A 20430-nucleotide genomic window follows, 5' to 3' on the forward strand; every position below is an offset into this window, starting at 1 on the left:
CGAGACCCCGGAGCAGCAGCCCGCCCACCGGCGGCGCGGCGAGATGATCGAACCGCACGAGCAGTGACCGCGCACCCCCGGTGCCCGCGAGAAGAGGAGGACCGTGCATGGCAGAGCTCGCCCAGCCCGGCCCGGCACCCGCGGGTCACGTGGACGTCGCCGGAGCCGTCCCCCTGACCCAGCACGCCCTGCCGCTGCTCGCCGGACGTGTCCGGGTGCCCACCTACGACCGCACGGCGCTCACCCCCGCCGTCGTCCACTTCAGCGTCGGCGGCTTCCACCGCGCCCACCAGCTGGTCTACTTCGACGAACTGGCCGAGCAGGGCGACACCGACTGGGGCGTGGTCGGCGTCGGCCTGCACTCCCCCGCGATGCGCGACGCCCTCCGGCCGCAGGACCACCTCTACACGGTGGTGGAACGCAGCTGCGAGGGCGAGCAGGCCCGGGTGGTCGGTTCCCTGGTCGACTACCACTTCGCGCCGGACTCCCCGGAGACCGTGCTGGCGGTGCTCACCGACGAGCGGACCCGGCTGGTGACCATGACCGTCACCGGGACCGCCTACCGGGTCGACCCCGCGACCGGCGACTTCCACCCCGACGACGCGGTGCGGGCCGACCTGGCCGACCCGCACCGCCCCGCCTCGCTGTTCGGTTACATCGTCGAGGCACTGGACCGGCGGCGCCGGGCCGGGCGCCCGCCGTTCACCGTGCTGTCCTGCGACAACCTGCAGCGCAACGGCGAGATCGCCCGCGCCGCCGTGGTGGGGTTCGCGCAGCTCCGCGACGAGTCGCTGGCCCGGTGGATCGACGAGCACGTGACGTTCCCGGGCAGCATGGTCGACCGGATAACACCCCGCACCAGCCTGCAGGACCGGATCGCCCTCGCGCAGCGGAACGGCGTCGACGACCGCTGGCCGGTCATCACCGAGCCGTTCTCGCAGTGGGTCCTGGAGGACTCCTTCTGCAACGGGCGCCCGCCGCTGGAGCAGGTGGGCGTGCAGTTCGCCGACGACGTCAGCGGCCACGAGCTCATCAAGACCCGGCTGCTCAACGCGAGCCACTCGGCCCTGGGCCACCTCGGCTCGCTGGCCGGCCACCGCTACGTGCACGAGGTGATGGCCGACCCGGTGCTCCGCCGCTACGCGACGCAGCTCATGGCCGTGGAGATCGGGCCGCTGCTCACCGCCCCCGCCGGGGTCGACCTGCCCGACTACCAGACACGCCTGCTGCGTCGCTTCGCCGACCCGGCCATCGGCGACCGCCTGGAGCGGCTGTGCCGGCGCGGGTCGTCGAAGGTGCCGCTGTACGTGCTCCCGTCCCTGCGCGCGGGGCTCACGCAGGGACGCCCGACCGAGCTGCTGACCCTCGCGGTGGCCGGCTGGTGCCGGTACGTGCGGGGCAGGGACCTGCAGGGCGGCGAGCTGGTGGTCGAGGACGAGCTCGCCGACCAGCTGCGCGCGCTGGCCCGCGCGGGGGGCACGGACCCCCGGCCGCTGCTGGGCCTGCACCCGGTCTTCGGCGACCTGGCCACCGACCCGACGTTCGTGGCGGCGCTGACCCGCTGCCTCCAGGACCTGGAGGCAGATGGTGTCCGGGTCACGGTCGCCCGGGCACTGGCCCGCAGCGGCGACCACCCGGTGGCCGACCCCGACACCCCGAACCGGGTGTCGGCCGTCATCGACGACCTGCTGTCCGCATGACCACGTCCCCACCGGCCCGGACCCCCAGGAGACCGCCCCAGATGCCAGAGATCAGGACCACGCAGGCCGAAGGCCTCACGGCGCTGCTCTGCGACGCCGACGGGAACCTCTTCCCCTCCGAGGAGCCCGCCTTCGTCGCGTCGGCCGACGTCACCAACCGCTTCCTGGCCGCCCACGGGATCCCGGACCGCTTCACCGCCGAGGAGCTCCGCCGGGCCGCGACGGGCCGCAACTTCCGTTCCACCGCCGCCGACCTCGCCGCGGCGCACGGCGTCGAGGTGACCGACCTCGACGAGTGGGTCGCGGAGGAGCGGCGCGTGGTGACCGAGCACCTCGGCCGGGAGCTGCGTCCCGACGTCGACGTGACCGCCGGGCTCACCGCGCTCGGCGAGCGGCTCACCCTCGCCGCGGTCAGCTCCAGCGCACTCACCCGGCTGGCGGCCTGCTTCAGCGCCGCGGAGCTGGACGACCTCATCCCACCGACGCTGCGGTACAGCGCGGAGGACTCCCTGCCGACGCCGACCAGCAAGCCCGATCCGGCGGTGTACCTGCACGCCTGCGACCAGCTGGGCATCTCCCCCGAGCAGGGCCTGGCGGTCGAGGACTCGGTGGCCGGTGCGCTCTCCGCCGTCCGGGCCGGCTGCCCTACCGTGGGCAACCTGCGGTTCGTGGCTCCCGGCGAGCGGGCCGAGCGCGCGGCCCAGCTGCGGGACGCCGGCGTGGTCGCGCTGGTCTCCTCCTGGGCGGAGCTGACCGACCTGCTGCTGCCGACGCCGGCCGGGCGCCCGGCGACCGTGGCGGGAGGTGCCCGGTGAGGGCCGTGCTCAACAGCTTCCGCGGGGTGTACTCCGACAGCCCGCGGACGATCTTCGAGGCCCTCCGGCAGCGCGGCGACGATCACGAGGTCGTCTGGCTGGCCGCCCCGGACCGCCTGGGCGACTTCCCGGCCGACGTGACGACCGTCGAGTTCGGCACCGCCGAGGCCCGGGCCGCGCTGGAGTCCGCCGACGTCGTGGTGTCCAACGACCACATCGGGTTCGACTGGGACAAGCAGCCGGGCACGACCTACCTGCAGACCTGGCACGGGACACCGCTGAAGCGGATCCACAACGACGTGCTGTGGGCCCCGGAGGGCCGACTGGCCTACCTGGACACCGAGATCGCCCGGTGGGACGCGCTGCTGTCCCCGAACGCCGTCAGCACGCCGCGGTTCCGCAGGGCCTTCGGGTTCACGGGGCCGGTGCACGAGACGGGCTACCCGCGCAACGACCTGCTGAGCTCACCCGACCGTGCGCGCATCCGGGCCGAGGTCCGTGACGCCCTGGGGATCGCCGACGGCGTCACCGCCGTGCTGTACACCCCGACGTGGCGCGACGACCAGGTGTTCGGCGGGGGCGGCGGACCACAGCACACCTTCCCGCTCGACCTCGGGGACTTCGCCCACGGCCTGGGCGAGGACCACGTGCTGCTGCTGCGTCTGCACCAGATGGTCTCCGACCGGCTGGAGGTGCCCGCGGGCGCGCCGGTCCGCGACGTCTCGCGCTACCCGGACATCCGGTACCTCTACCTGGCCGCCGACGTCCTGGTCACCGACTACTCCTCGACGATGTTCGACTTCGCCGTCACCGGGAAGCCGATCCTCCACTTCACCTACGACCTGGACTACTTCCAGGACACCCTGCGGGGCTTCTACTTCGACCTGGCCGAGGCGGCCCCGGGCCCGCTGCTGTCCACCAGCGACGAGGTGCTCGACGCGATCGCCGAGCTCGGTCGACAGCCGTGGGAACCCACCGAGCGGTACACCCGGTTCCAGGAGACGTTCTGCTCCCTCGAGGACGGCCACGCGACCGACCGGGTCCTGGAGTTGTTCTTCCCCCGGACGGGCGCCCCCGGCCCGTCCGGCGCCACCCCGACGAACGACGAACCGAGGAGATGAGCATGCGCACTGCTGACCCGATCCTGACCGGGGGCCGCGATCGGCGGTCGCGTCCGGCGGTGGCCGACGGCTCGTCCGGCACCCCCGCCGCCGCCCCGCAGGTGGTCATCCTGGCCGCGGGCATGGGCACCCGGCTGGGCCGCAAGCTGCCCAAGCCGCTGACCCAGCTGATGGACGGCCGCAGCATCATGCAGCAGCAGCTGGACGGCATCCGTGCCGTCTTCGGCGCCGCGGCACCGGTGACCGCGGTGGTGGGCTACCGCGCCAAGGCCGTCATGCGGGCGCAGCCGGACCTGCTGTTCGCGTTCAATCCCGACTTCGCCGTCACCAACACCTCGCAGAGCCTGCTCAAGGCCCTGCGGTCTTCCCAGGCCGGCGGAGTGCTCTGGATGAACGGCGACGTGGTCTTCGACCCGGCGGTGCTCGACCACGCCGCCCCGCTCATCCAGGCCGACGAGAGCTTCGTCTGCGTGGACACCTCGACCGTCGCCGACGAGGAGGTCAAGTACACCCTGGACGACGACGGCTTCATCGCCGAGCTGTCCAAGACCGTCGTCGGCGGGCTCGGCGAGGCGGTCGGCATCAACTACGTCTCCGGGGCCGACAAGGCCGCGCTGGTCGAGCACCTCGTCGCCTGCGACGCGAACGACTACTTCGAGCGCGGCATGGAGCTGGCGATCCAGCGGGCCGGGGTGCGTTTCCGCCCGGTGGACATCTCCCGATTCTCCGCCGTCGAGGTCGACTTCGACGACGACCTGCAGCGGGCGAACACCTGGCTGCGCTCGCGCGCGGCTCTGGAGCCGCTGGCCTCCGAGCTCCGCTGAGGCACCGGCGCCCCGCCCACCACCGGCGGGCGGGGCGCCGCGCTGCTCACGCCAGCTGCGGGGCGACCTCGCCGGCGACCAGGTCCAGGTGGTCGAGGTCGGCGAGGTCGAGCACCTGCAGGTACACGCGGGTGGCGCCCGCCTCCGCGTAGCGCCCCAGGGTGTCCACCGCCTCCGCCGGGGTGCCGGCGACGCCGTGGGCGCGCAGCTCGTCGACGTCCCGGCCGATGGCGGCGGCCCGGCGGGCCAGCTCCGCCTCGTCCCGGCCGACGCAGAGCACCAGCGCGGAGCTGTAGACCAGCTCACCCGGGTCGCGCCCGACCTGCGCGCAGGCGTCCCGCACCCCGGCGAACAGCCGGGCGTTGTCCTCGGCCGACTGGAACGGCACGTTGAACTCGGCGGCATACCTCGCCGCCAGCCGCGGGGTGCGCTTCTTGCCGTTGCCGCCGACCAGGATCGGGATGCCGCCGGGCTGCACGGGCTTGGGCAGCGCCGGGGACCCGGAGAGCTGGTAGTGCTGCCCGGCGAAGTCGAAGGTCTCCCCCACCGGGGTGTTCCACAGCCCGGTGATGACGGCCAGCTGCTCCTCGTACCGGTCGAAGCGCTCCCCCAGCTCGGGGAACGGGATGCCGTAGGCGCTGTGCTCCTCGGCGAACCAGCCCGAGCCGATGCCCAGCTCCACCCGGCCGCCGCTCATCTGGTCGACCTGGGCCACCGAGATGGCGAGCGGGCCGGGCAGCCGGAAGGTGGCCGCCGTCATCAGCGTGCCCAGCCGGATCCGGCTGGTCTCCCGGGCGAGCCCGGCGAGGGTGACCCAGGCGTCGGTCGGCCCGGGGAGGCCGTCGCCGCCCATCGTGAGGTAGTGGTCGGAGCGGAAGAAGGCGTCGAAGCCGGTCTCCTCGGTGCGGCGGGCCACCGCGAGCAGGTCGTCGTAGGTGGCGCCCATCTGGGGTTCGGTGAAGATCCGTAGCTGCACGGGGTGGAACCTAGCCAGCCCGACCGCCCGCTGCTGGCCGGCGTGGCACCCGCCCCGTGGGCGACTCGGGGTGTGCCCACGGGCGATGGCGGGCAGGATGATCGCGACGCGATCAACTCGGAGGTGCTGGAGTGTTCCGCAAGAAGAGCTCGACAGAGGTCATCGGGACCGAGTTGCAAGAGGGGTTCGCCCACATCGGCGCCGCGGTCACCGAGGCCCGTCGGGCCGCGGCGGACCAGCTCGGGCCCCAGGTGGCGGCGGCGACCAAGGCGGCGCAGCAGACCTACGCCACCGACGTCGCCCCGCGGATGGAGGCCGCGGCCGCGGCCCTGGCCCCGCAGCTCGACGCTGCCCGTGACGTGCTGGCCCCCCGGCTCGGGGCGGCGCAGAAGACGTACGAGAAGGACGTCGTGCCCCGCCTGGAGGCCGCCGCCAAGGTCGCCCGGGCGAACCTGGAGACGGCGGTCGCCGCCGCCACCCCGCGGATCGAGGCCGCCCGCGAGGCGGCCGGGCCGGCGTGGGAGAACGCCGCCCGGACCGCGCGCACCAACCTCGAGGCCGCCGGCCCGCGGCTGACCGCGGCATCCACCGCGGCCGCCGCCTACGCCACCCCACGGGTGACCGCAGCCCGCGAGGCAGCCGGGCCGGCCTTCGAGACGGCGCGGGGGAACCTGCTCGCCAGCGTCGAGGCGGCCCGGGCCCAGCTGGAGGCCCGCAGCGCGGAGCTCGCCGCCACCGCGGCCACCCTGGGCACCGCCGCCGGCGCCCAGACCGAGAAGGCGCGCCGCGATGCGGTGGCCGCTGCCGAAGCCGCCCGCGAGACCGCCGCCGCCCGGCTCGCCGCCGCCGTCGCCGCGGCCGAGACCGGTCGCCGAGCCGCCGGCAAGAAGGCCGACAAGCTGGGCAAGCGGGCCGACGAGCTGTCCCGCAAGGCCGCCAAGCGCCGGGCCGCGCTGGAGAAGGCCACCGCCCGGGCACGCAAGGACGCCGCCAAGCGCACCGCCGCGACCGTCACCTCGGTCAAGCGGGGCGTCGGCATCGAGGAGAAGGCGCCGCGGCGCTGGCCGTGGGTCCTCGCCGTCCTCGCGGTCGTCGCGGGTGTGGTCGTGGCCCTGCGGGGGAAGAAGAGCGAGGACCCGTGGAACCCTGCGCCCACCGGCGACGGGCCCGTGCCCAGCTACCGAGAGGACCCCGTGTCCAGTTCCCCCAGCACCCCGGCCGGCGGCACCGAAAGCCCCGCGTCGCAGGGCGGGAAGGCCGTCTCGACCGCGGAGACCGCGCCGTCGGACTCCGCTCCCACCGACACCGACATCGGCGCGCTGGAGGCCCAGCCGGCCTCCGGCCCGGGTGAGCCGAGCAACCAGTCCACCCCGGAGCCGACCACCAGCACCCGCAACGACCCGGACACCCCGGTCGCCACGGCGGGGCCGGACGCGGACGACACCGGCGGCCCCGCGGGCACGCCGGGCAGCACCCGCGGCTGACCGCAGCACCACCAGGAGGGGGCCCGGCGCACTCGCGCCGGGCCCCCTCCTGCGCGTCCGGGGGCGTCGGCAGCCGGGAGTACCGTGCTGGTCATGAGCCTGGGCATGGACGAGGCGACCACGAACGACGCAACCGCGAACACCCCGGGCGACGCGTCCCGGATCGAGCCCGCCGGCCGCAAGCTGCTGCGCCTGGAGGTCCGCAACAGCCAGACCCCCATCGAGCGCAAGCCCGAGTGGATCAAGACGAAGCTCAAGACCGGCCCGGAGTACACCGAGCTGAAGTCGCTGGTGCGCCGCGAGGGGCTGCACACGGTCTGCGAGGAAGCCGGCTGCCCCAACATCTACGAGTGCTGGGAGGACCGGGAGGCCACCTTCCTCATCGGCGGTGACCAGTGCACCAGGCGCTGCGACTTCTGCCAGATCGACACCGGCAAGCCCGCCGACTTCGACCGTGACGAGCCGCGCCGGGTCGCCGAGAGCGTCGCCACCATGGGCCTGCGCTACGCCACGGTCACCGGCGTCGCCCGCGACGACCTCCCCGACGGCGGCGCGTGGCTGTACGCCGAGACCGTCCGGCAGATCCACGCGGCCATCCCCGGCTGCGGCGTCGAGCTGCTGATCCCCGACTTCAACGCCGACCCCGACCAGCTGGCCGAGGTCTTCTCCTCCCGGCCGGAGGTGCTGGCGCACAACGTCGAGACGGTGCCCCGCATCTTCAAGCGGATCCGCCCCGGCTTCCGCTTCGAGCGGTCGCTGGCGGTGATCACCGCGGCCCGCGAAGCCGGCCTGGTCACCAAGTCCAACCTGATCCTGGGCATGGGCGAGGAGCCGCACGAGGTCGTGGAGACCATGCAGGCCCTCCGCGACGCCGGCTGCGACCTGCTGACCATCACCCAGTACCTGCGGCCGAGCGTCCGGCACCACCCGGTGATCCGCTGGGTCAAGCCCGACGAGTTCGTCGGCTTCGCCGCGCAGGCCGAGGAGATGGGCTTCCCCGGCGTGCTGGCCGGGCCGCTCGTGCGCAGCTCGTACCGGGCGGGGCGGCTCTACCAGCAGGCCGCGGAAGCGCGCGGGCTCGCCGTCCGCGGCTGATCCCGCTCCTCGGCCCGGTGCCGGGGCCCGCCGCGAGCTCGCGAGTAGCAGGGGGCAGCGGGCCCTCTGGCTATCCTCGACGCATGGCACGCAGCAGGTCCACCGACACCTCCGCCCCCGCCGGCAAGGCCGGCCGGGGCCCGGCCGGCGGCGCGCCCGGACGCAACACCGGCGCCACCGCCGCGGGCAAGGCCACGAGCGGCAAGACCGGCAAGACCGGCAAGGACGGCAAGCCCAAGGTGAAGCGGCTGGCCAAGCTCAAGAGCCAGGCGGGGATGATCCGCCAGGCCTACACGCTGACCCACCGCAACGACCCGAAGCTCCCCTGGATCATGCTCATCGCCTTCGTGGTGGTGGCGGCCGCGGTGGAGCTGTTCGGGCTGCTCGTCTTCAGCTCGCCGTTCCTGTTCCTGCCCATCGCCATCGCCCTCGGGCTGCTCGCCGCCCTCATCGTGTTCGGCCGGCGCGCCCAGGGCTCGGCGTACCGGCAGGTCGAGGGCCAGCCCGGCGCGGCGTCCTGGGTGCTCGAGGGCATGCGCGGTGACTGGCGGGTCTCCTCCGGCATCGCCGGCACGCGGGAGTTCGACGCCCTGCACCGGGTGCTCGGGCGGCCCGGCATCATCCTGGTCGGCGAGGGCACCCCGCAGCGGGTGCGCGGCCTGATCGCGCAGGAGAAGCGCCGGATGGCCAAGGTCGTCGGCGACACCCCGATCTACGACGTCGTGGTCGGCGACGGCGAGGGCGAGGTACCGCTGAAGAAGCTCAGCGCGCACGTCATGAAGCTGCCCCGCAACCTGTCCGGCGCCGAGGTCAACGCCTTGTCGAAGCGGATGAGCGCCCTGGGTGGCAGCCGGATGCCGGTTCCCGGCGGCCCGCTCCCCGGTGGGCGGCAGATGTCGATCAGCCAGCGGCAGGTCCGCCGCCGCTGAGCCCGGCACCCCGACGACGAACGCCCCCGGCCCTCGTGGCCGGGGGCGTTCGTCGTCGGTCGGCCCGGTCCGGGGCACCGCCCCGGGCCCGCATGGGGCGGGGGGGCTCAGGCCCGGTCGCGGACCACCGCGGTGTCGGTGAGCCGGTCGTGCATCCCCCGGCCGTCGGCGTCGACCACGAGCGCCGGGACGAGGGTCATGAGCAGGGCGGTGCGGACGACGGCGCGCCACAGCGCCAGCCGCTGAGCGGGGTGCGGGTGCGCCAGGCGCAGCCCCATCACCCGCATGCCGGGGGTCTGGCCGGCGAACACCAGCGAGACGACGGTGATGGCGCCGAAGCTGAGCAGGCTCCACAGCCGGGGCGCCTCGGGCGCCGTGAACAGCCCGGCGACCAGGGCCGCGGCCACCGCGTCGACCAGGTACTGCGCCACCCGCTGCCCGAAGCCCGCCAGCGAGCCCGGGCCGGTGGCCGGCAACCCCAGTGCGGCCCCCCGGGTGCGCCCCTGAGAGGGTGAGACGTCGTCACTGGCCACGTCCGCCAGCCTAGGACGTGCCCCGTGCACACCTCGGTGGGCGCCGTCCGGCTCCCGGCGCGACACGCCGGAGGCGGTGTTACGCCCCGGAAACACGAGAGACACCCCAGGGCAATCGCACGCTCGTAGCTTGCGTGTCGGCTGTCCGTCCACTCCCGGAGGATCGATGTTCACCAGTCCCGACGAGGTCACCGCCTACATCCGCGACAACGACGTGAAGTTCGTCGACGTCCGGTTCTGCGACCTCCCCGGCGTCATGCAGCACTTCACCATCCCGGCGGAGACCTTCGGCCCGGACACGTTCAGCGAGGGTCTGGGCTTCGACGGGTCCTCGATCCGCGGCTTCCAGGCGATCAACGAGTCGGACATGCTGCTGCTGCCCGACGCGAACAGCGCCTTCGTCGACCCGTTCCGGGCGCACAAGACGCTGAACGTCAACTTCTTCATCCACGACCCGATCACGCGCGAGGCCTACAGCCGCGACCCGCGCAACGTGGCGAAGAAGGCCGAGGCCTACCTCGCGAGCTCCGGCATCGCCGACACCGCCTACTTCGGCCCCGAGGCCGAGTTCTACGTCTTCGACTCGGTCCGGCACAGCACCTCGATCAACGAGGGCTACTACCACGTCGACTCGGTCGAGGGCTCGTGGAACTCGGGCTCGCTGACCGGTGAGAACGGCGGCCCGAACCTGGGCTACAAGACCCGCGCCAAGGGCGGCTACTTCCCGGTCGAGCCGTACGACCACTACAGCGACCTGCGCGCGGACATGATGGTCAACCTGACCAACGCGGGGCTGCAGCTCGAGCGCGGCCACCACGAGGTCGGCACCGGCGGTCAGGCCGAGATCAACTACAAGTTCGACACGCTGCTGCGCTCGGCCGACAGCCTGATGCTGTTCAAGTACATCGTGAAGAACACCGCCTTCGCCGCCGGCAAGACCGCGACCTTCATGCCGAAGCCGCTGTTCGGCGACAACGGCTCGGGCATGCACTGCCACCAGAGCCTGTGGAAGGACGGCGAGCCGCTCTTCCACGCCGAGACCGGCTACGCGGGGCTGTCCGACACCGCCCGCCACTACATCGGTGGGCTGCTGGCGCACGCCCCGTCGCTGCTGGCCTTCACCAACCCGACGGTGAACAGCTACCACCGGCTGGTGCCCGGCTACGAGGCGCCGATCAACCTGGTCTACTCCGCGCGCAACCGCTCGGCCTGCTGCCGCATCCCGATCTCCGGCGACAGCCCGAAGGCCAAGCGCATCGAGTTCCGCGTGCCCGACCCGTCGGCCAACCCCTACCTCGCGTTCTCCGCGATGCTGATGGCCGGCCTCGACGGCATCAAGAACAAGATCGAGCCCCCGGCGCCGGTCGACAAGGACCTCTACGAGCTGCCGCCCGAGGAGGCCCTGGGCATCGACAAGGTGCCCGCCTCGCTCGACGCCGTCCTCGACCGGCTCGAGGTCGACCACGACTACCTGCTCGACGGTGGCGTGTTCACCTCCGACCTGATCGAGACCTGGATCGAGTACAAGCGGGAGAACGAGATCGACCCGATCCGTCTCCGCCCGCACCCGCACGAGTTCGCGATGTACTACGACATCTGATCCCGGCGCGGTCCCCGCGGCCCCCGTTCGCTGCGTGCGCGCAGGGAACGGGGGCCGCGGTGCGTTTCGGGCCTGCCCGGGGCGCAGGGCGCGGCCGGCTGGGCGAGGATTGCCGGACGGCGCCGACCACGAGGAGGGCACACGATGACGCCACGGCTGGTACTCCTGCCACAGGCGGGCAGGTCGCTGGCGACCTGGCGAGAGCGGCTGGCCGAGCAGGTGCCGCAGCTGGACGTCCTGCTGGCTCCGGCCGAGGCCGGGGAGGACGAGCTGGCCGGGCTGCTGACCGAGGCGGAGGCGGCGTTCGGCGCCCTCACACCCCGGCTGCTGGCCGCCGCCGGCCGGCTGCGGTGGCTGCACTCCCCCCAGGCCAACCCGCCGTCGGGGTACTTCTTCCCCGAGCTGGTCGAGTCCGACGTCGTCGTCACCAACGTCCGGGGCATCTACGGCGACTCGGTCGGGGTGCACGCGATCGCGCTGCTGCTCGCGCTGGCCCGTCGCCTGGACGTGTACCGGGCGCAGCAGGACGAGCGCGGCTGGCGCCCCGACGAGGGCCCGGTGCTCCACCTGGACGGGGCGACCCTCCTGGTCGCCGGCCTGGGCAGCATCGGCGCCGAGATCGGCCGGCTGGCCGCCGCGCTGGGGATGACCGTGCTGGCCACCGACGCACGCCCTGGGGATCCACCGCCGGGCGTGGCCGAGGTGCACGGTCCCGACGCCCTCGACGCGCTGCTCCCCCGCGCTGACGCGGTGGTGAACGTCCTGCCCGAGACCCCCGCGACCGCAGGGACGTTCGACCTGACGCGGTTCCGCCGGATGCGCCGAGGCGCCTTGTACGTCACCGTGGGCCGCGGCGCCACCACCGTGACCGCAGACCTGGCCCGAGCCCTCAGCGACGGGCTGCTCGGCGCAGCCGGCGTCGACGTGGCGGACCCCGAACCGCTGCCCGCCGACTCGCCCCTCTGGAGCGCACCCCGGGTCCTGGTCACCCCGCACGTGGCCGACCGCGGCCCGGACCTGGAGGAGCGCCGGTACGCCGTGCTCGCGGAGAACTGCCGTCGCTTCGCCCTCGGCGAACCGCTGGTCAACGTCGTGGACAAGGCCGCCGGCTTCTGAGCTCGCCCCATCCGCGCGGACGCACCATCTGATTGCGCCCGATCCGGTCGTCGGCTCAACACCGCCCCCCGGCTGCCGATGAGGACGGCAGACCTGGACCTGGCCGGCGCACCGAGCCCGGTCCGCGCGGGCAGGCCGCGCACGGCGGCCGGACAGCCACGAGACATGGGGGACGACAGATGAGGCGGCGCACCAGTACCCCGGAGCGCACTCCCCTCTCCCCGGCGGAGATGCCCCGGGACGTGGAGGCGGTGGAGAAGGTGATCGCGGTCCTGGACCGCGGGGTCACCGACGCCGTCGAGGCGCACCGCACCATCACCGCCACCCTCGTCGACGAGCTGGGGCTCGGCTACGGGGCCAGCTGGCTTCCCGGCCCCGACGGCGCATTCCAGCTGGTCGGGGAGCACGGCGAGATGACCGGTTCCCTCGCGGCCACCCCGGCGGCCCGCGTGCACCGGGTCACCTCCGCCGACGGCTACGCCGGTCAGGCGCTCCGCTCGAAGGCCACCGTGCTGGTCGACGAGGGCAGCGACCCGGCGACCTGCCTCCGCTGGTCCGGTGCCCGGATGGCCGGCGCCACCCACGGCTGCGTGCTGCCGACGGTGGAGAACGGCGTCGTCGTGGCGCTGAACGAGTACTACGCCCGCGGCGAGCTGCCCTTCACCGGGGCCCGTCAGGGCAAGTGGGACTCCCTGGGTCGGCTGCTGTCGCACGCGCGCCGGGCCGCGCTGGCCCGGAACGAGCTGCAGGAGACCCTCGACGACCGGGTCGCGGTGACGACCGTCGTCACCGAGCTCGGGGCGGCCATCGACCAGGCGTCCGCGCTGCGCATCGCGCTGGACACCGTCCGGGAGGCGTTCGGCTGGGCCTACGGCTCCTACTGGGCGCTGGACGAGTCCGCCGGCGTGCTGCGGTTCCAGCAGGAGTCCGGCTCGGCCGGCGAGGAGTTCCGCACGGTCACCCTGTCCGCGTCCTTCGCCGAGGGCGTCGGGCTCTCCGGCCGGGCCTGGCGCGCGCGGGACCTGTACTTCGTCAGCGACATCGGTGAGATGACCGACTGCGTGCGGGCTCCGGCAGCCCAGCGCGCCGGGGTGAAGTCCGGTGTCTGCTTCCCGCTGCTGGTCGGCGGGCGGGTCATCGGCACGATGGACTTCTTCGTCACCGAGACCATCGAGCTGTCGGAGTCGCGCCGTTCGGCCCTGAGCAACGTGCAGCAGCTGGTCTCCCAGCGGCTGGACGTGCTGCGGCGCACCGAGGAGTCCGCGGAGAACGCCCGCGAGCTGCTGGACACCGTGTCCCGGCTGCGCGAGGCCGCCGGCGACGCCGGCCGGGTCGCCGAGAGCGCGGTCAGCCAGGCCTCCACGATGACCGGCGAGGTCGTCTCGCTGGACGAGGCGTCGGCGGCGGTCGGTGAGGTCATCCGGATCATCTCCGGCATCGCCGACCAGACCAACCTGCTCGCCCTCAACGCCACCATCGAGGCCGCCCGCGCCGGTGAGCTCGGCAAGGGCTTCGCCGTCGTCGCCAGCGAGGTCAAGGACCTCGCCCGGGAGACCGCCAACGCCACGCAGAAGGTCTCCGACCAGATCGCCGGGATCCAGGCCAGCAGCAAGGCGGTCGCCGACGGCATCCACGCCACCAGCGAGATCATCGGCCAGCTGGACGCGGTCCAGGCGCGGATCAACGACGTGCTGGAGGAGCAGGCGAGGATGGCGACCGCGTTCGACGCGCACGTCTGACCCCCGAGCCGGGGGTGGCAGGTCACGTTCGGGGCGTCGCCGTCCGGGGCATGGTCGCTGACATGCGCCTTCCCAAGCCACGGGGCCCGCTGAGCGCCGCGCTGTTCGCGGACCTGACCGGCGGTTCGATCGGCCCGGCCACCGTCGCCACCGCCGAGGCCCTGCTCGATGCACTCGGCGCCGCCACCGCCGACCCGCTCACCGACGAGGACCTGCAGCTCAGCCTGGCCGTCTGCTACGAGCTGCACTACCAGGGCTTCGACGACGTCGACGACGCCTGGGAGTGGGACCCCGAGCTGCTGCGCCTGCGCGCACTGCTGGAGGCGGTGCACCTGCGGGCCCTGCAGGCGCTCGTCCCGGCCGTCGACCTCCCCGAGGACACCGTCGACCGGCAGCTCACGGCGGTCATCGAGGCCGACGACGGCCCGTCGCTGTCCCGGTACATGGCCAAGCAGGGCACCGCCGACCAGTGGCGGGAGTACCTGACCGTGCGGTCGGTCTACCACCTCAAGGAGGGCGACCCGCACACCTGGGCCATCCCCCGCATCTCCGGGCGGAGCAAGGCCGCGATGGTGGAGATCCAGGCCGACGAGTACGGCGGCGGGGCGCCCGAGCGCATGCACAGCCGGCTCTTCGCCGGGATGATGCGCGACCTGGGCCTGGACGACGGCTACGGCGCGCTGTGGGACGAGGCCCCCGCGGTCGCCTTCACCTCGGTCAACACCATGTCGCTGTTCGGCCTGCACCGCCGGTGGCGCGGCGCCTGCCTGGGCCACCTGGCCGCGGTGGAGATGACCTCCTCCGAGCCGAGCCGGCGCTACTCCGCCGGTCTGCGGCGGCTGGGGTTCGGCGCGGACGCCAGCGTCTTCTACGACGAGCACGTGGAGGCCGACGCGGTGCACGAGCAGATCGCCGCCGTCGACATGTGCGGGTCGCTGGTGGCCGAGCAGCCGGCGCTGGCCGCCGACGTCCTCTTCGGCGCGCAGTGCTCGCTCGCCCTGGACGGGCTCACCGCCGGGTACCTGATGGACGCCTGGGCCGCCGGACGGTCCGCCCTGCGGCAGCAGGAGCCGGTCGCCGCCTAGCCGCGACCGGCTCCGCCGGGCCTCAGCGCAGGCCGAAGACCGACAGGGTGCCGTCGTCCTCGTCACTGGTCACGAAGAGCTCCCGCGACTCGATGGCGAGCAGCCCCTCGGGCGCGTCGCCGGTGGGCAGCACCTGGAGCAGCCGCGGGGTGACCCTGTCCCCGAGCCGCGAGCGGCCGATGTCGTAGACCAGGACGGCGTCGCCCCGCTCGGCGCCGATGAAGGCGTAGTCGGTGCCGCGCATGCGCGCCACCTCCGCGCCCTCGAACTCCGCGCCCTTGTCGTCGCTGCGCTCGTCGGGGTACCGGCCGGCCTCGGCGAGCGCGCGCTCCGCCGAACCGCCGCTGGACCAGCGCACCGTGCCGTCCTGGCCGAAGACCGTCCACCCCCGGCCGCCGCTGGGCTCGGCGAACAGGTCACCCTCGTCGGCGGTGACCAGTTCGCCGCGCAGCGTCCACTGCACGGCGTCCGGCTCCCGCGGTGCGACGAGCGGGTCGTCGAAGGCGACGGTGCCGTCGTCGGCCGTGTCGGCGTCGGTGCGGGTGACCGTGCCGGCGGAGAAGGAGTGCACGACCCGCTGGCGGGCCAGGTCGACCAGCGCGATCGCGTTGTTCTCCTGCAGCGTCACCGCCGCGATGTCCCGCCCGTCGACGTCGACGAACTCCGGCTCCGGATCGGCGGGGAAGGCCATGCCCGGCAGGCCGGTGAGCTCCACCCGCCCGGCGGTCCACGCCGACACCGGACCGCGCAGGTCGACCACGGACAGGTAACCGGCCGGCAGCTGCGGCAGGCCGCCCTCGACCCCGTCGACGACCAGGTCCTCGTCGCGCTGGTTCTCGATGGCGACGGCCGCGAAGACGCCGCTGGGCCCGACGTCGATGGAGTCCGGCTGGCCGCCCAGGTCGATGGTGCGCACCACCTCCCGCCGGGGCAGGTCGACGACCGCCAGGTGGCCCGAGGGGCGCACCAGGTCGGTGGTGGTGTCGACGGCGACGAGGGCGTACCGCGCGTTGGACATCACCGTCACCGAGGTCGGCGAGCCACCCACGTCGATCGTGCCGAGCTGGCGGGGCGCGGTGGGCCGGCTGAGGTCGACCAGGCCGACCTGGCCCAGCTCGGAGTCGGTGTAGATGACGGTCCGGCCGTCCGGGGTGGCCGAGATGATCTCGGCGACCTCACCGGCGACCGGGAAGGTGGCCAGCGCCGAGAAGGTCGGCGGCGTGGCGGCGGACGCCGTGCCGGCGGTGAGGACGGCGGCCAGCAGGCCGGCGGTGACGACGGCGGGCGCGGCAACGGGAACGGAACGGATCGGACGACGGAGCACGGGCCACCTTCTGCGGTCGGGGCGGGATCGCGCCCACCCTGACCGCGGCGGGCCAGCGCCCGGTGACCGGCCGGTGAACGCGCGGTGGCCCGGCCCGGTCCAGCCGGCTCAGCCGCGGTTGTCGCGCGCCTCGGCGACGATGCGCGCCGCCGGGCGGGGCCGGGCGGGCGCGCTGGCGGCGTGGAAGCCGGACCGCTTGTGCGTGCCGTCGCAGAACGGCTTGATCCCGGACTTCCCGCACCGGCACAGCGCCACCGTCTTCCGGCCGGGGTCGATCTCGTTGCCGTCGGTGTCGACCAGGCGGAAGTCGCCGCGCACCACCAGCGGGCCGTCGCGGTAGGGCGTGATGGTCGCGGTCGGCTCGTCGGCCGGCGGCAGGTCGCGCACGGTGGCGTCGGAGACGTCGGTCGCCGGGGGCTGGGCCGGGATCTCGGGAGGCACCGGTGGCTGGTTCCCGGGCGCCGCGCCGCTCAACCCCGGTCTCCCGGGCGGGCGGCGGCGACCGCGTCGGCCGTCGCCCGGGCACCGTCGGCCCGCAGGCCGGCGACCACCCCGTCGACGTCGGCGGGCGACCGGTTCTGCGAGAGCTTCCACCTGGCCTCGACGCGGGCGATGCGGACCTCCACCCCGACGACGGAGCGCAGCTGGCCGGCGACGAACCGCTCCGGAGCGACGACGTGGTCCCAGGTGGGCACCACGCGGCCGTGCTCGGCCTTGGCTGCGCACCAGGACGGCGAGACGTAGGCGTCCGGCCCGCGGACGATGACCAGCACCTCCCCCACCGTCTCCCGCCACTGGGGGTTGTTCCGTGCGAGGTGACCGCGCAGCGTGCCGCTCGCCGGGTCGTGGACCATCGGCAGGGTCGTGGCGGTCAGCCCCGCCGGGGTGGCGCCGACCAGGTCGACGGCGCCGGGCGCGGCCAGCAGCGCGGCGACGGCGTCGTCGCGCGCGGCGAAGGCGGCGGGCACGTACACGGCGATCAGGCCTCCTCGGTGCGGCCGTAGAAGACGGCGTCGACGACGGTCCGCGCGTGCCGGGTGACCCGCCGGTAGTCGTCGAGGAACTGGCCGGGGTCGACGTCGGGGCCGTAGCCGCAGGCGCGCGCCACCCCGCCCAGCTCCAGGCGGCCCTGCCGGGGCAGCTGGTCCCCTGGGCGCCCCCGCACCAGGAAGACGGCGTTGCGGGCCCGGCTGGCCAGCTCCCACGCCGTCTGCAGGGCGGTCCGCTGGTCCTCGGCGAGCAGCCCGGCGTCGGCGAGGGCGCCCAGCGCCGCCACCGTGGAGGTCACCCGGAGCTGCGGATGGGCCGCGGCGTGCTCCAGCTGGAGGAGCTGCACGGTCCACTCGACGTCGGCCAGCCCACCGCGGCCCAGTTTGGTGTGCGTGGCCGGGTCCGCGCCGCGGGGCAGCCGTTCGCTGTCCACCCGCGCCTTGATCCGGCGGATCTCCGCGATCTGCTCGCTGCTCAGCCCGGCGGCCGGGTAGCGCAGCGGATCGATCAGGCGGACGAACTCCCGCCCCAGCTCCTCGTCGCCGGCCACCGGGTCGGCGCGCAACAGCGCCTGCACCTCCCAGGTCGAGACCCAGCGCTGGTAGTACTCGGCGAACGCCGAGAGGCTGCGCGACAGCGCACCCTGCCGCCCCTCCGGGCGCAGGTCGGCGTCCACCTCGAAGGCGGGGTCCGGAGCCGGCTCACCGAGCAGCCGGCGCAGGGTGTGCGCGACGCTGTTCGCCGCGGAGGTCGCCTTCGCCTGGTCGGCGCCGGGCCGCACCCGGTGCACGAACAGCACGTCGGCGTCCGAGCCGTAGCCCATCTCCGCCCCGCCCAGGCGGCCCATGCCGATCACCGCGAGGTCGAAGGGAACGTCAGCCGGGCTGGTGCCGGTCTGGGCGGCCCAGCTGCGCACTGCGGCGTCCAGCCCGGCGCGCAGGGTGGCGACGGCGACGGCGTGCAGCGCCTGCCCGACCCGGACGATGTCGAGCCGCCCCAGCAGGTCCGCGCAGGCTATCCGCAGCAGCTCCTGCCGGCGCAGCGCGCGGAGCACCTGCATGCCGGCGGCGGCGTCACCGGCCCGGGACACCGCCTGCCGCCAGGCGGTGGTGAGCACGTCGGCGCCGCGCGGCTCCAGCTGGGCGTCGTCGGCCAGGGTGCGCATCGCCTCGGGGGTGCGGGTGAGCAGCCCGGCGATGTACTGGCTGGAGCCCAGGAGCACCGCCAGCCGCTCGGCGGTGCGCCCCTCGTCGCGCAGCAGCCGGAGGAACCACTGGTCGTGCCCGAGGGCCTCGCTGACCCGTCGGTAGGCCAGCAGGCCGGCGTCGGGATCGGCGCAGGAGGCGAAGGTCTCCAGCAGCACCGGCAGCAGGTAGCGCTGCATGGAGGCCGAGCGGCTCAGGCCGCCGGTCAGCGCGCCCATGTGCCGCAGCGCGCCGTCCGGGTCGGCGAAGCCCAGTGCCCGCAGCCACTCCCCCGCTGCCTTCGACCCCAGCTGCAGCTGCTCGCCGGGGACCTTCGCCACCGAGGACAGCAGCGGCCGGTAGAACAGCTTCTCGTGCAGCCGGCGCACCACCCGGGTGTGCAGGGTGAGCTCGGCGCGGAGCACCGCCACCGAGTCACCGCGGTCGTCGGGCTTGTAGCCCAGCGACCGGGCCAGCCAGCGCAGCTGGTCGTCGGCGACCGGGATCAGGTGGGTGCGGCGCAGCCGCAGCAGCTGCAGCCGGTGCTCGACGGTGCGCAGGAACCGGTAGGCCGAGACCAGGGTCGCGGCGTCCTCGCGGCCGATGTAGCCCCCGGCGCCGAGCACGGTGAGCGCCGGGATGGTGCCGCCGACCCGCAGGGTGACGTCGGCGCGGCCGTGCACCAGCTGCAGCAGCTGGACGCTGAACTCGACGTCGCGCAGCCCACCGCGCCCCAGCTTCAGCTCCCGGTCGGCCTGGGCAGCGGGGATGTGCTGCTCGACCCGGCGGCGCATCGCCTGGATCTCCCCGACGAACCCGGGCCGGTCACCGGCCTTCCACACCAGCGGCCAGAGGGCGTCGACGTACTCCCGGCCCAGCGCGGGGTCGCCGGCGACCGGGCGCATCTTCAGCAGCGCCTGGAACTCCCAGGTGCTGGCCCACTTCTCGTAGTAGGCCCGGTGCCCGGCCAGGGTGCGCACCAGCACGCCGGCCTTGCCCTCGGGTCGCAGCGCCGCGTCGACCTCCCACGCCGCCTGACCGCAGATCCGCATCAGCGCACCGGCGACCCGGGTCGCGGTGGCCAGGGCGGCCGCCTCGTCGGCGTCCCCGGGTGCGTCGTCCAGCGGCTCGGCGACGAAGACGACGTCGACGTCGCTGACGTAGTTGAGCTCCCGCCCGCCGGTCTTGCCCAGCGCGATCACCGCCAGCCGGCAGGGCGCCGACCCCGGCGGCTGCTCGGCCACGGCCAGCGCGAGCCCGGCGGTGAGCACCGCGGCGGCGATGTCGGCGAGCTCCCCGGCCACCTCGTCGGCGGGCAGGCCGTCGGCGATGTCCCGGCCGGCGAGGGAGAGGACGGCACGGAGGTAGGCGTTGTGCAGGTCGCGGATGCGGGCCGGATCGGCGTCCGGTGCGGCGCTGCCCAGTCCGACGCCCCACGGCGGGTCGTCCGGGTCGGCGCCGACGGCGAACAGCAGCTGCTGCTCCAGCTCCTGCGGGCTGGGCCGGGCGCCCCAGCGGTCCTCGGTGTCGAGCACCACCCAGTCGGCGGGCTGGGCGGCCAGGTGGTCGCCGAGCCCCGCGGAGGCGCCGAGCACCCCGAGCAGCCGGGTGCGGACCAGCGCTGAGCCCCGCAGCCGGGCGAGCAGCGCGGCGGCGGCCTCGCCGTCGGGGTCGATCCCGTCCAGCGCCTCGACCAGCCGGCTCAGCGACCGCAGCGCCAGGTCGGGGTCGCCGGCACGGGCCAGGGCGGAGACCACCGGGGCGGCCTCGGGGTCGGCGGGCTCGTTGCGGTCCAGGTCCCACAGGCCCAGCGCCGGGTCCGACAGGAGCCGGGCGGCGCGCTCGCCGTCGTCGAACCCCAGGCGGGCCAGCCGGACGAGAGCGCGCCGGGGGATCCCGTCCTCGGGCTGCACGG

17 protein-coding genes are annotated in these 20430 nt (G+C 74.4%); 11 read left to right on the forward strand and 6 right to left on the reverse strand.

Going from position 1 to position 20430, the window contains the following annotated elements; genetic code table 11:
* Window positions 1-107: 107 nt before the first annotated feature.
* From ACI79A_RS06230 to ACI79A_RS06245, 4 genes are read left to right on the forward strand one after another with little or no spacing between them, the layout of a single operon-like run.
* Entirely contained in the window at window positions 108-1700 is a 1593-nt protein-coding gene (locus ACI79A_RS06230; protein ID WP_457081058.1) for a mannitol dehydrogenase family protein, read from the forward strand.
* A gap of 41 nt (window positions 1701-1741) precedes the next feature.
* Window positions 1742-2515: an HAD family hydrolase gene (locus ACI79A_RS06235; RefSeq protein WP_457081060.1), complete on the forward strand. Its 774-nt coding sequence runs from the start codon at window positions 1742-1744 to the stop codon at window positions 2513-2515.
* A complete protein-coding gene (locus tag ACI79A_RS06240) occupies window positions 2512-3636 on the forward strand; it encodes a CDP-glycerol glycerophosphotransferase family protein (RefSeq protein ID WP_457081062.1) in 1125 nt (374 codons plus the stop codon). The genes ACI79A_RS06235 and ACI79A_RS06240 overlap by 4 nt, the downstream gene beginning before the upstream one ends.
* A 2-nt stretch (window positions 3637-3638) precedes the next feature.
* Complete coding sequence (locus ACI79A_RS06245) at window positions 3639-4460, forward strand: phosphocholine cytidylyltransferase family protein (protein WP_457081064.1); 822 nt, start codon at window positions 3639-3641, stop codon at window positions 4458-4460.
* Window positions 4461-4506: 46 nt separating this feature from the next.
* On the opposite strand, the gene ACI79A_RS06250 is transcribed toward ACI79A_RS06245, so the two are convergent.
* Complete coding sequence (locus tag ACI79A_RS06250; RefSeq protein WP_457081066.1) at window positions 4507-5436, reverse strand: LLM class F420-dependent oxidoreductase; 930 nt, start codon at window positions 5434-5436, stop codon at window positions 4507-4509.
* 131 nt (window positions 5437-5567) lie between these two features.
* Here ACI79A_RS06250 and ACI79A_RS06255 point away from each other — a divergent pair, with 131 nt between their 5' ends.
* From ACI79A_RS06255 to ACI79A_RS06265, 3 genes are all read left to right on the forward strand, one after another.
* Complete coding sequence (locus tag ACI79A_RS06255) at window positions 5568-6920, forward strand: hypothetical protein (RefSeq protein ID WP_457081068.1); 1353 nt, start codon at window positions 5568-5570, stop codon at window positions 6918-6920.
* A 93-nt stretch (window positions 6921-7013) separates the two neighbouring features.
* Window positions 7014-8015: a lipoyl synthase gene (gene lipA / locus ACI79A_RS06260; RefSeq protein ID WP_457081070.1), complete on the forward strand. Its 1002-nt coding sequence runs from the start codon at window positions 7014-7016 to the stop codon at window positions 8013-8015.
* Between the two features lie 83 nt (window positions 8016-8098).
* A complete protein-coding gene (locus tag ACI79A_RS06265) occupies window positions 8099-8944 on the forward strand; it encodes a DUF4191 domain-containing protein (protein WP_457081072.1) in 846 nt (281 codons plus the stop codon).
* A 107-nt stretch (window positions 8945-9051) separates the two neighbouring features.
* Here ACI79A_RS06265 and ACI79A_RS06270 read toward each other — a convergent pair whose 3' ends face one another.
* Window positions 9052-9477 carry an RDD family protein gene (locus tag ACI79A_RS06270; RefSeq protein ID WP_457081074.1) on the reverse strand — a complete coding sequence of 142 codons (426 nt, stop codon included), beginning with the start codon at window positions 9475-9477 and terminating at the stop codon, window positions 9052-9054.
* Window positions 9478-9643: 166 nt separating this feature from the next.
* On the opposite strand from ACI79A_RS06270, the gene glnA reads away from it, so the two are divergent.
* The 4 genes from glnA to ACI79A_RS06290 all read left to right on the forward strand — a co-directional run bounded on the left by glnA (window position 9644) and on the right by ACI79A_RS06290 (window position 15017).
* Window positions 9644-11077: a type I glutamate--ammonia ligase gene (gene glnA / locus ACI79A_RS06275; protein WP_457081076.1), complete on the forward strand. Its 1434-nt coding sequence runs from the start codon at window positions 9644-9646 to the stop codon at window positions 11075-11077.
* 144 nt (window positions 11078-11221) lie between these two features.
* Window positions 11222-12193 (forward strand): D-2-hydroxyacid dehydrogenase, encoded by a 972-nt coding sequence (locus tag ACI79A_RS06280; protein WP_457081078.1) that lies wholly within the window; start codon window positions 11222-11224, stop codon window positions 12191-12193.
* Window positions 12194-12372: 179 nt separating this feature from the next.
* On the forward strand, window positions 12373-13932 hold the full coding sequence (locus tag ACI79A_RS06285; RefSeq protein ID WP_457081080.1) for a methyl-accepting chemotaxis protein: 1560 nt from the start codon (window positions 12373-12375) through the stop codon (window positions 13930-13932).
* Between the two features lie 62 nt (window positions 13933-13994).
* Entirely contained in the window at window positions 13995-15017 is a 1023-nt protein-coding gene (locus ACI79A_RS06290; protein ID WP_457081082.1) for an iron-containing redox enzyme family protein, read from the forward strand.
* Between the two features lie 22 nt (window positions 15018-15039).
* Here the strand turns inward: ACI79A_RS06290 and ACI79A_RS06295 are convergent, their stop codons facing one another.
* The 4 genes from ACI79A_RS06295 to ACI79A_RS06310 form a co-directional block, all read right to left on the reverse strand.
* Entirely contained in the window at window positions 15040-16341 is a 1302-nt protein-coding gene (locus ACI79A_RS06295) for a hypothetical protein (protein ID WP_457081084.1), read from the reverse strand.
* A 108-nt stretch (window positions 16342-16449) separates the two neighbouring features.
* Window positions 16450-16782 (reverse strand): CDGSH iron-sulfur domain-containing protein, encoded by a 333-nt coding sequence (locus ACI79A_RS06300; protein WP_457081086.1) that lies wholly within the window; start codon window positions 16780-16782, stop codon window positions 16450-16452.
* A 29-nt stretch (window positions 16783-16811) separates the two neighbouring features.
* The gene (locus ACI79A_RS06305; protein ID WP_457081088.1) at window positions 16812-17315 is read right to left on the reverse strand and encodes an FMN-binding negative transcriptional regulator; all 504 of its coding nucleotides are present in this window, start codon (window positions 17313-17315) and stop codon (window positions 16812-16814) included.
* Between the two features lie 5 nt (window positions 17316-17320).
* A complete protein-coding gene (locus ACI79A_RS06310; protein WP_457081090.1) occupies window positions 17321-20428 on the reverse strand; it encodes a bifunctional [glutamine synthetase] adenylyltransferase/[glutamine synthetase]-adenylyl-L-tyrosine phosphorylase in 3108 nt (1035 codons plus the stop codon).
* Window positions 20429-20430 lie beyond the last annotated feature (2 nt).

This window comes from Modestobacter sp. SYSU DS0657 (assembly GCF_054050925.1).

Excerpts from the sequence above, each read along its gene's own strand:
- ACI79A_RS06245 (WP_457081064.1), top strand. The coding sequence starts at position 3,639 with ATGCGCACTGCTGACCCGATCCTGACCGGGGGCCGCGATCGGCGGTCG.
- ACI79A_RS06265 (WP_457081072.1), top strand. The coding sequence starts at position 8,099 with ATGGCACGCAGCAGGTCCACCGACACCTCCGCCCCCGCCGGCAAGGCC.
- ACI79A_RS06280 (WP_457081078.1), top strand. The coding sequence starts at position 11,222 with ATGACGCCACGGCTGGTACTCCTGCCACAGGCGGGCAGGTCGCTGGCG.
- ACI79A_RS06290 (WP_457081082.1), top strand. The coding sequence starts at position 13,995 with ATGCGCCTTCCCAAGCCACGGGGCCCGCTGAGCGCCGCGCTGTTCGCG.
- ACI79A_RS06285 (WP_457081080.1), top strand. The coding sequence starts at position 12,373 with ATGAGGCGGCGCACCAGTACCCCGGAGCGCACTCCCCTCTCCCCGGCG.
- glnA (WP_457081076.1), top strand. The coding sequence starts at position 9,644 with ATGTTCACCAGTCCCGACGAGGTCACCGCCTACATCCGCGACAACGAC.
- lipA (WP_457081070.1), top strand. The coding sequence starts at position 7,014 with ATGAGCCTGGGCATGGACGAGGCGACCACGAACGACGCAACCGCGAAC.
- ACI79A_RS06230 (WP_457081058.1), top strand. The coding sequence starts at position 108 with ATGGCAGAGCTCGCCCAGCCCGGCCCGGCACCCGCGGGTCACGTGGAC.
- ACI79A_RS06235 (WP_457081060.1), top strand. The coding sequence starts at position 1,742 with ATGCCAGAGATCAGGACCACGCAGGCCGAAGGCCTCACGGCGCTGCTC.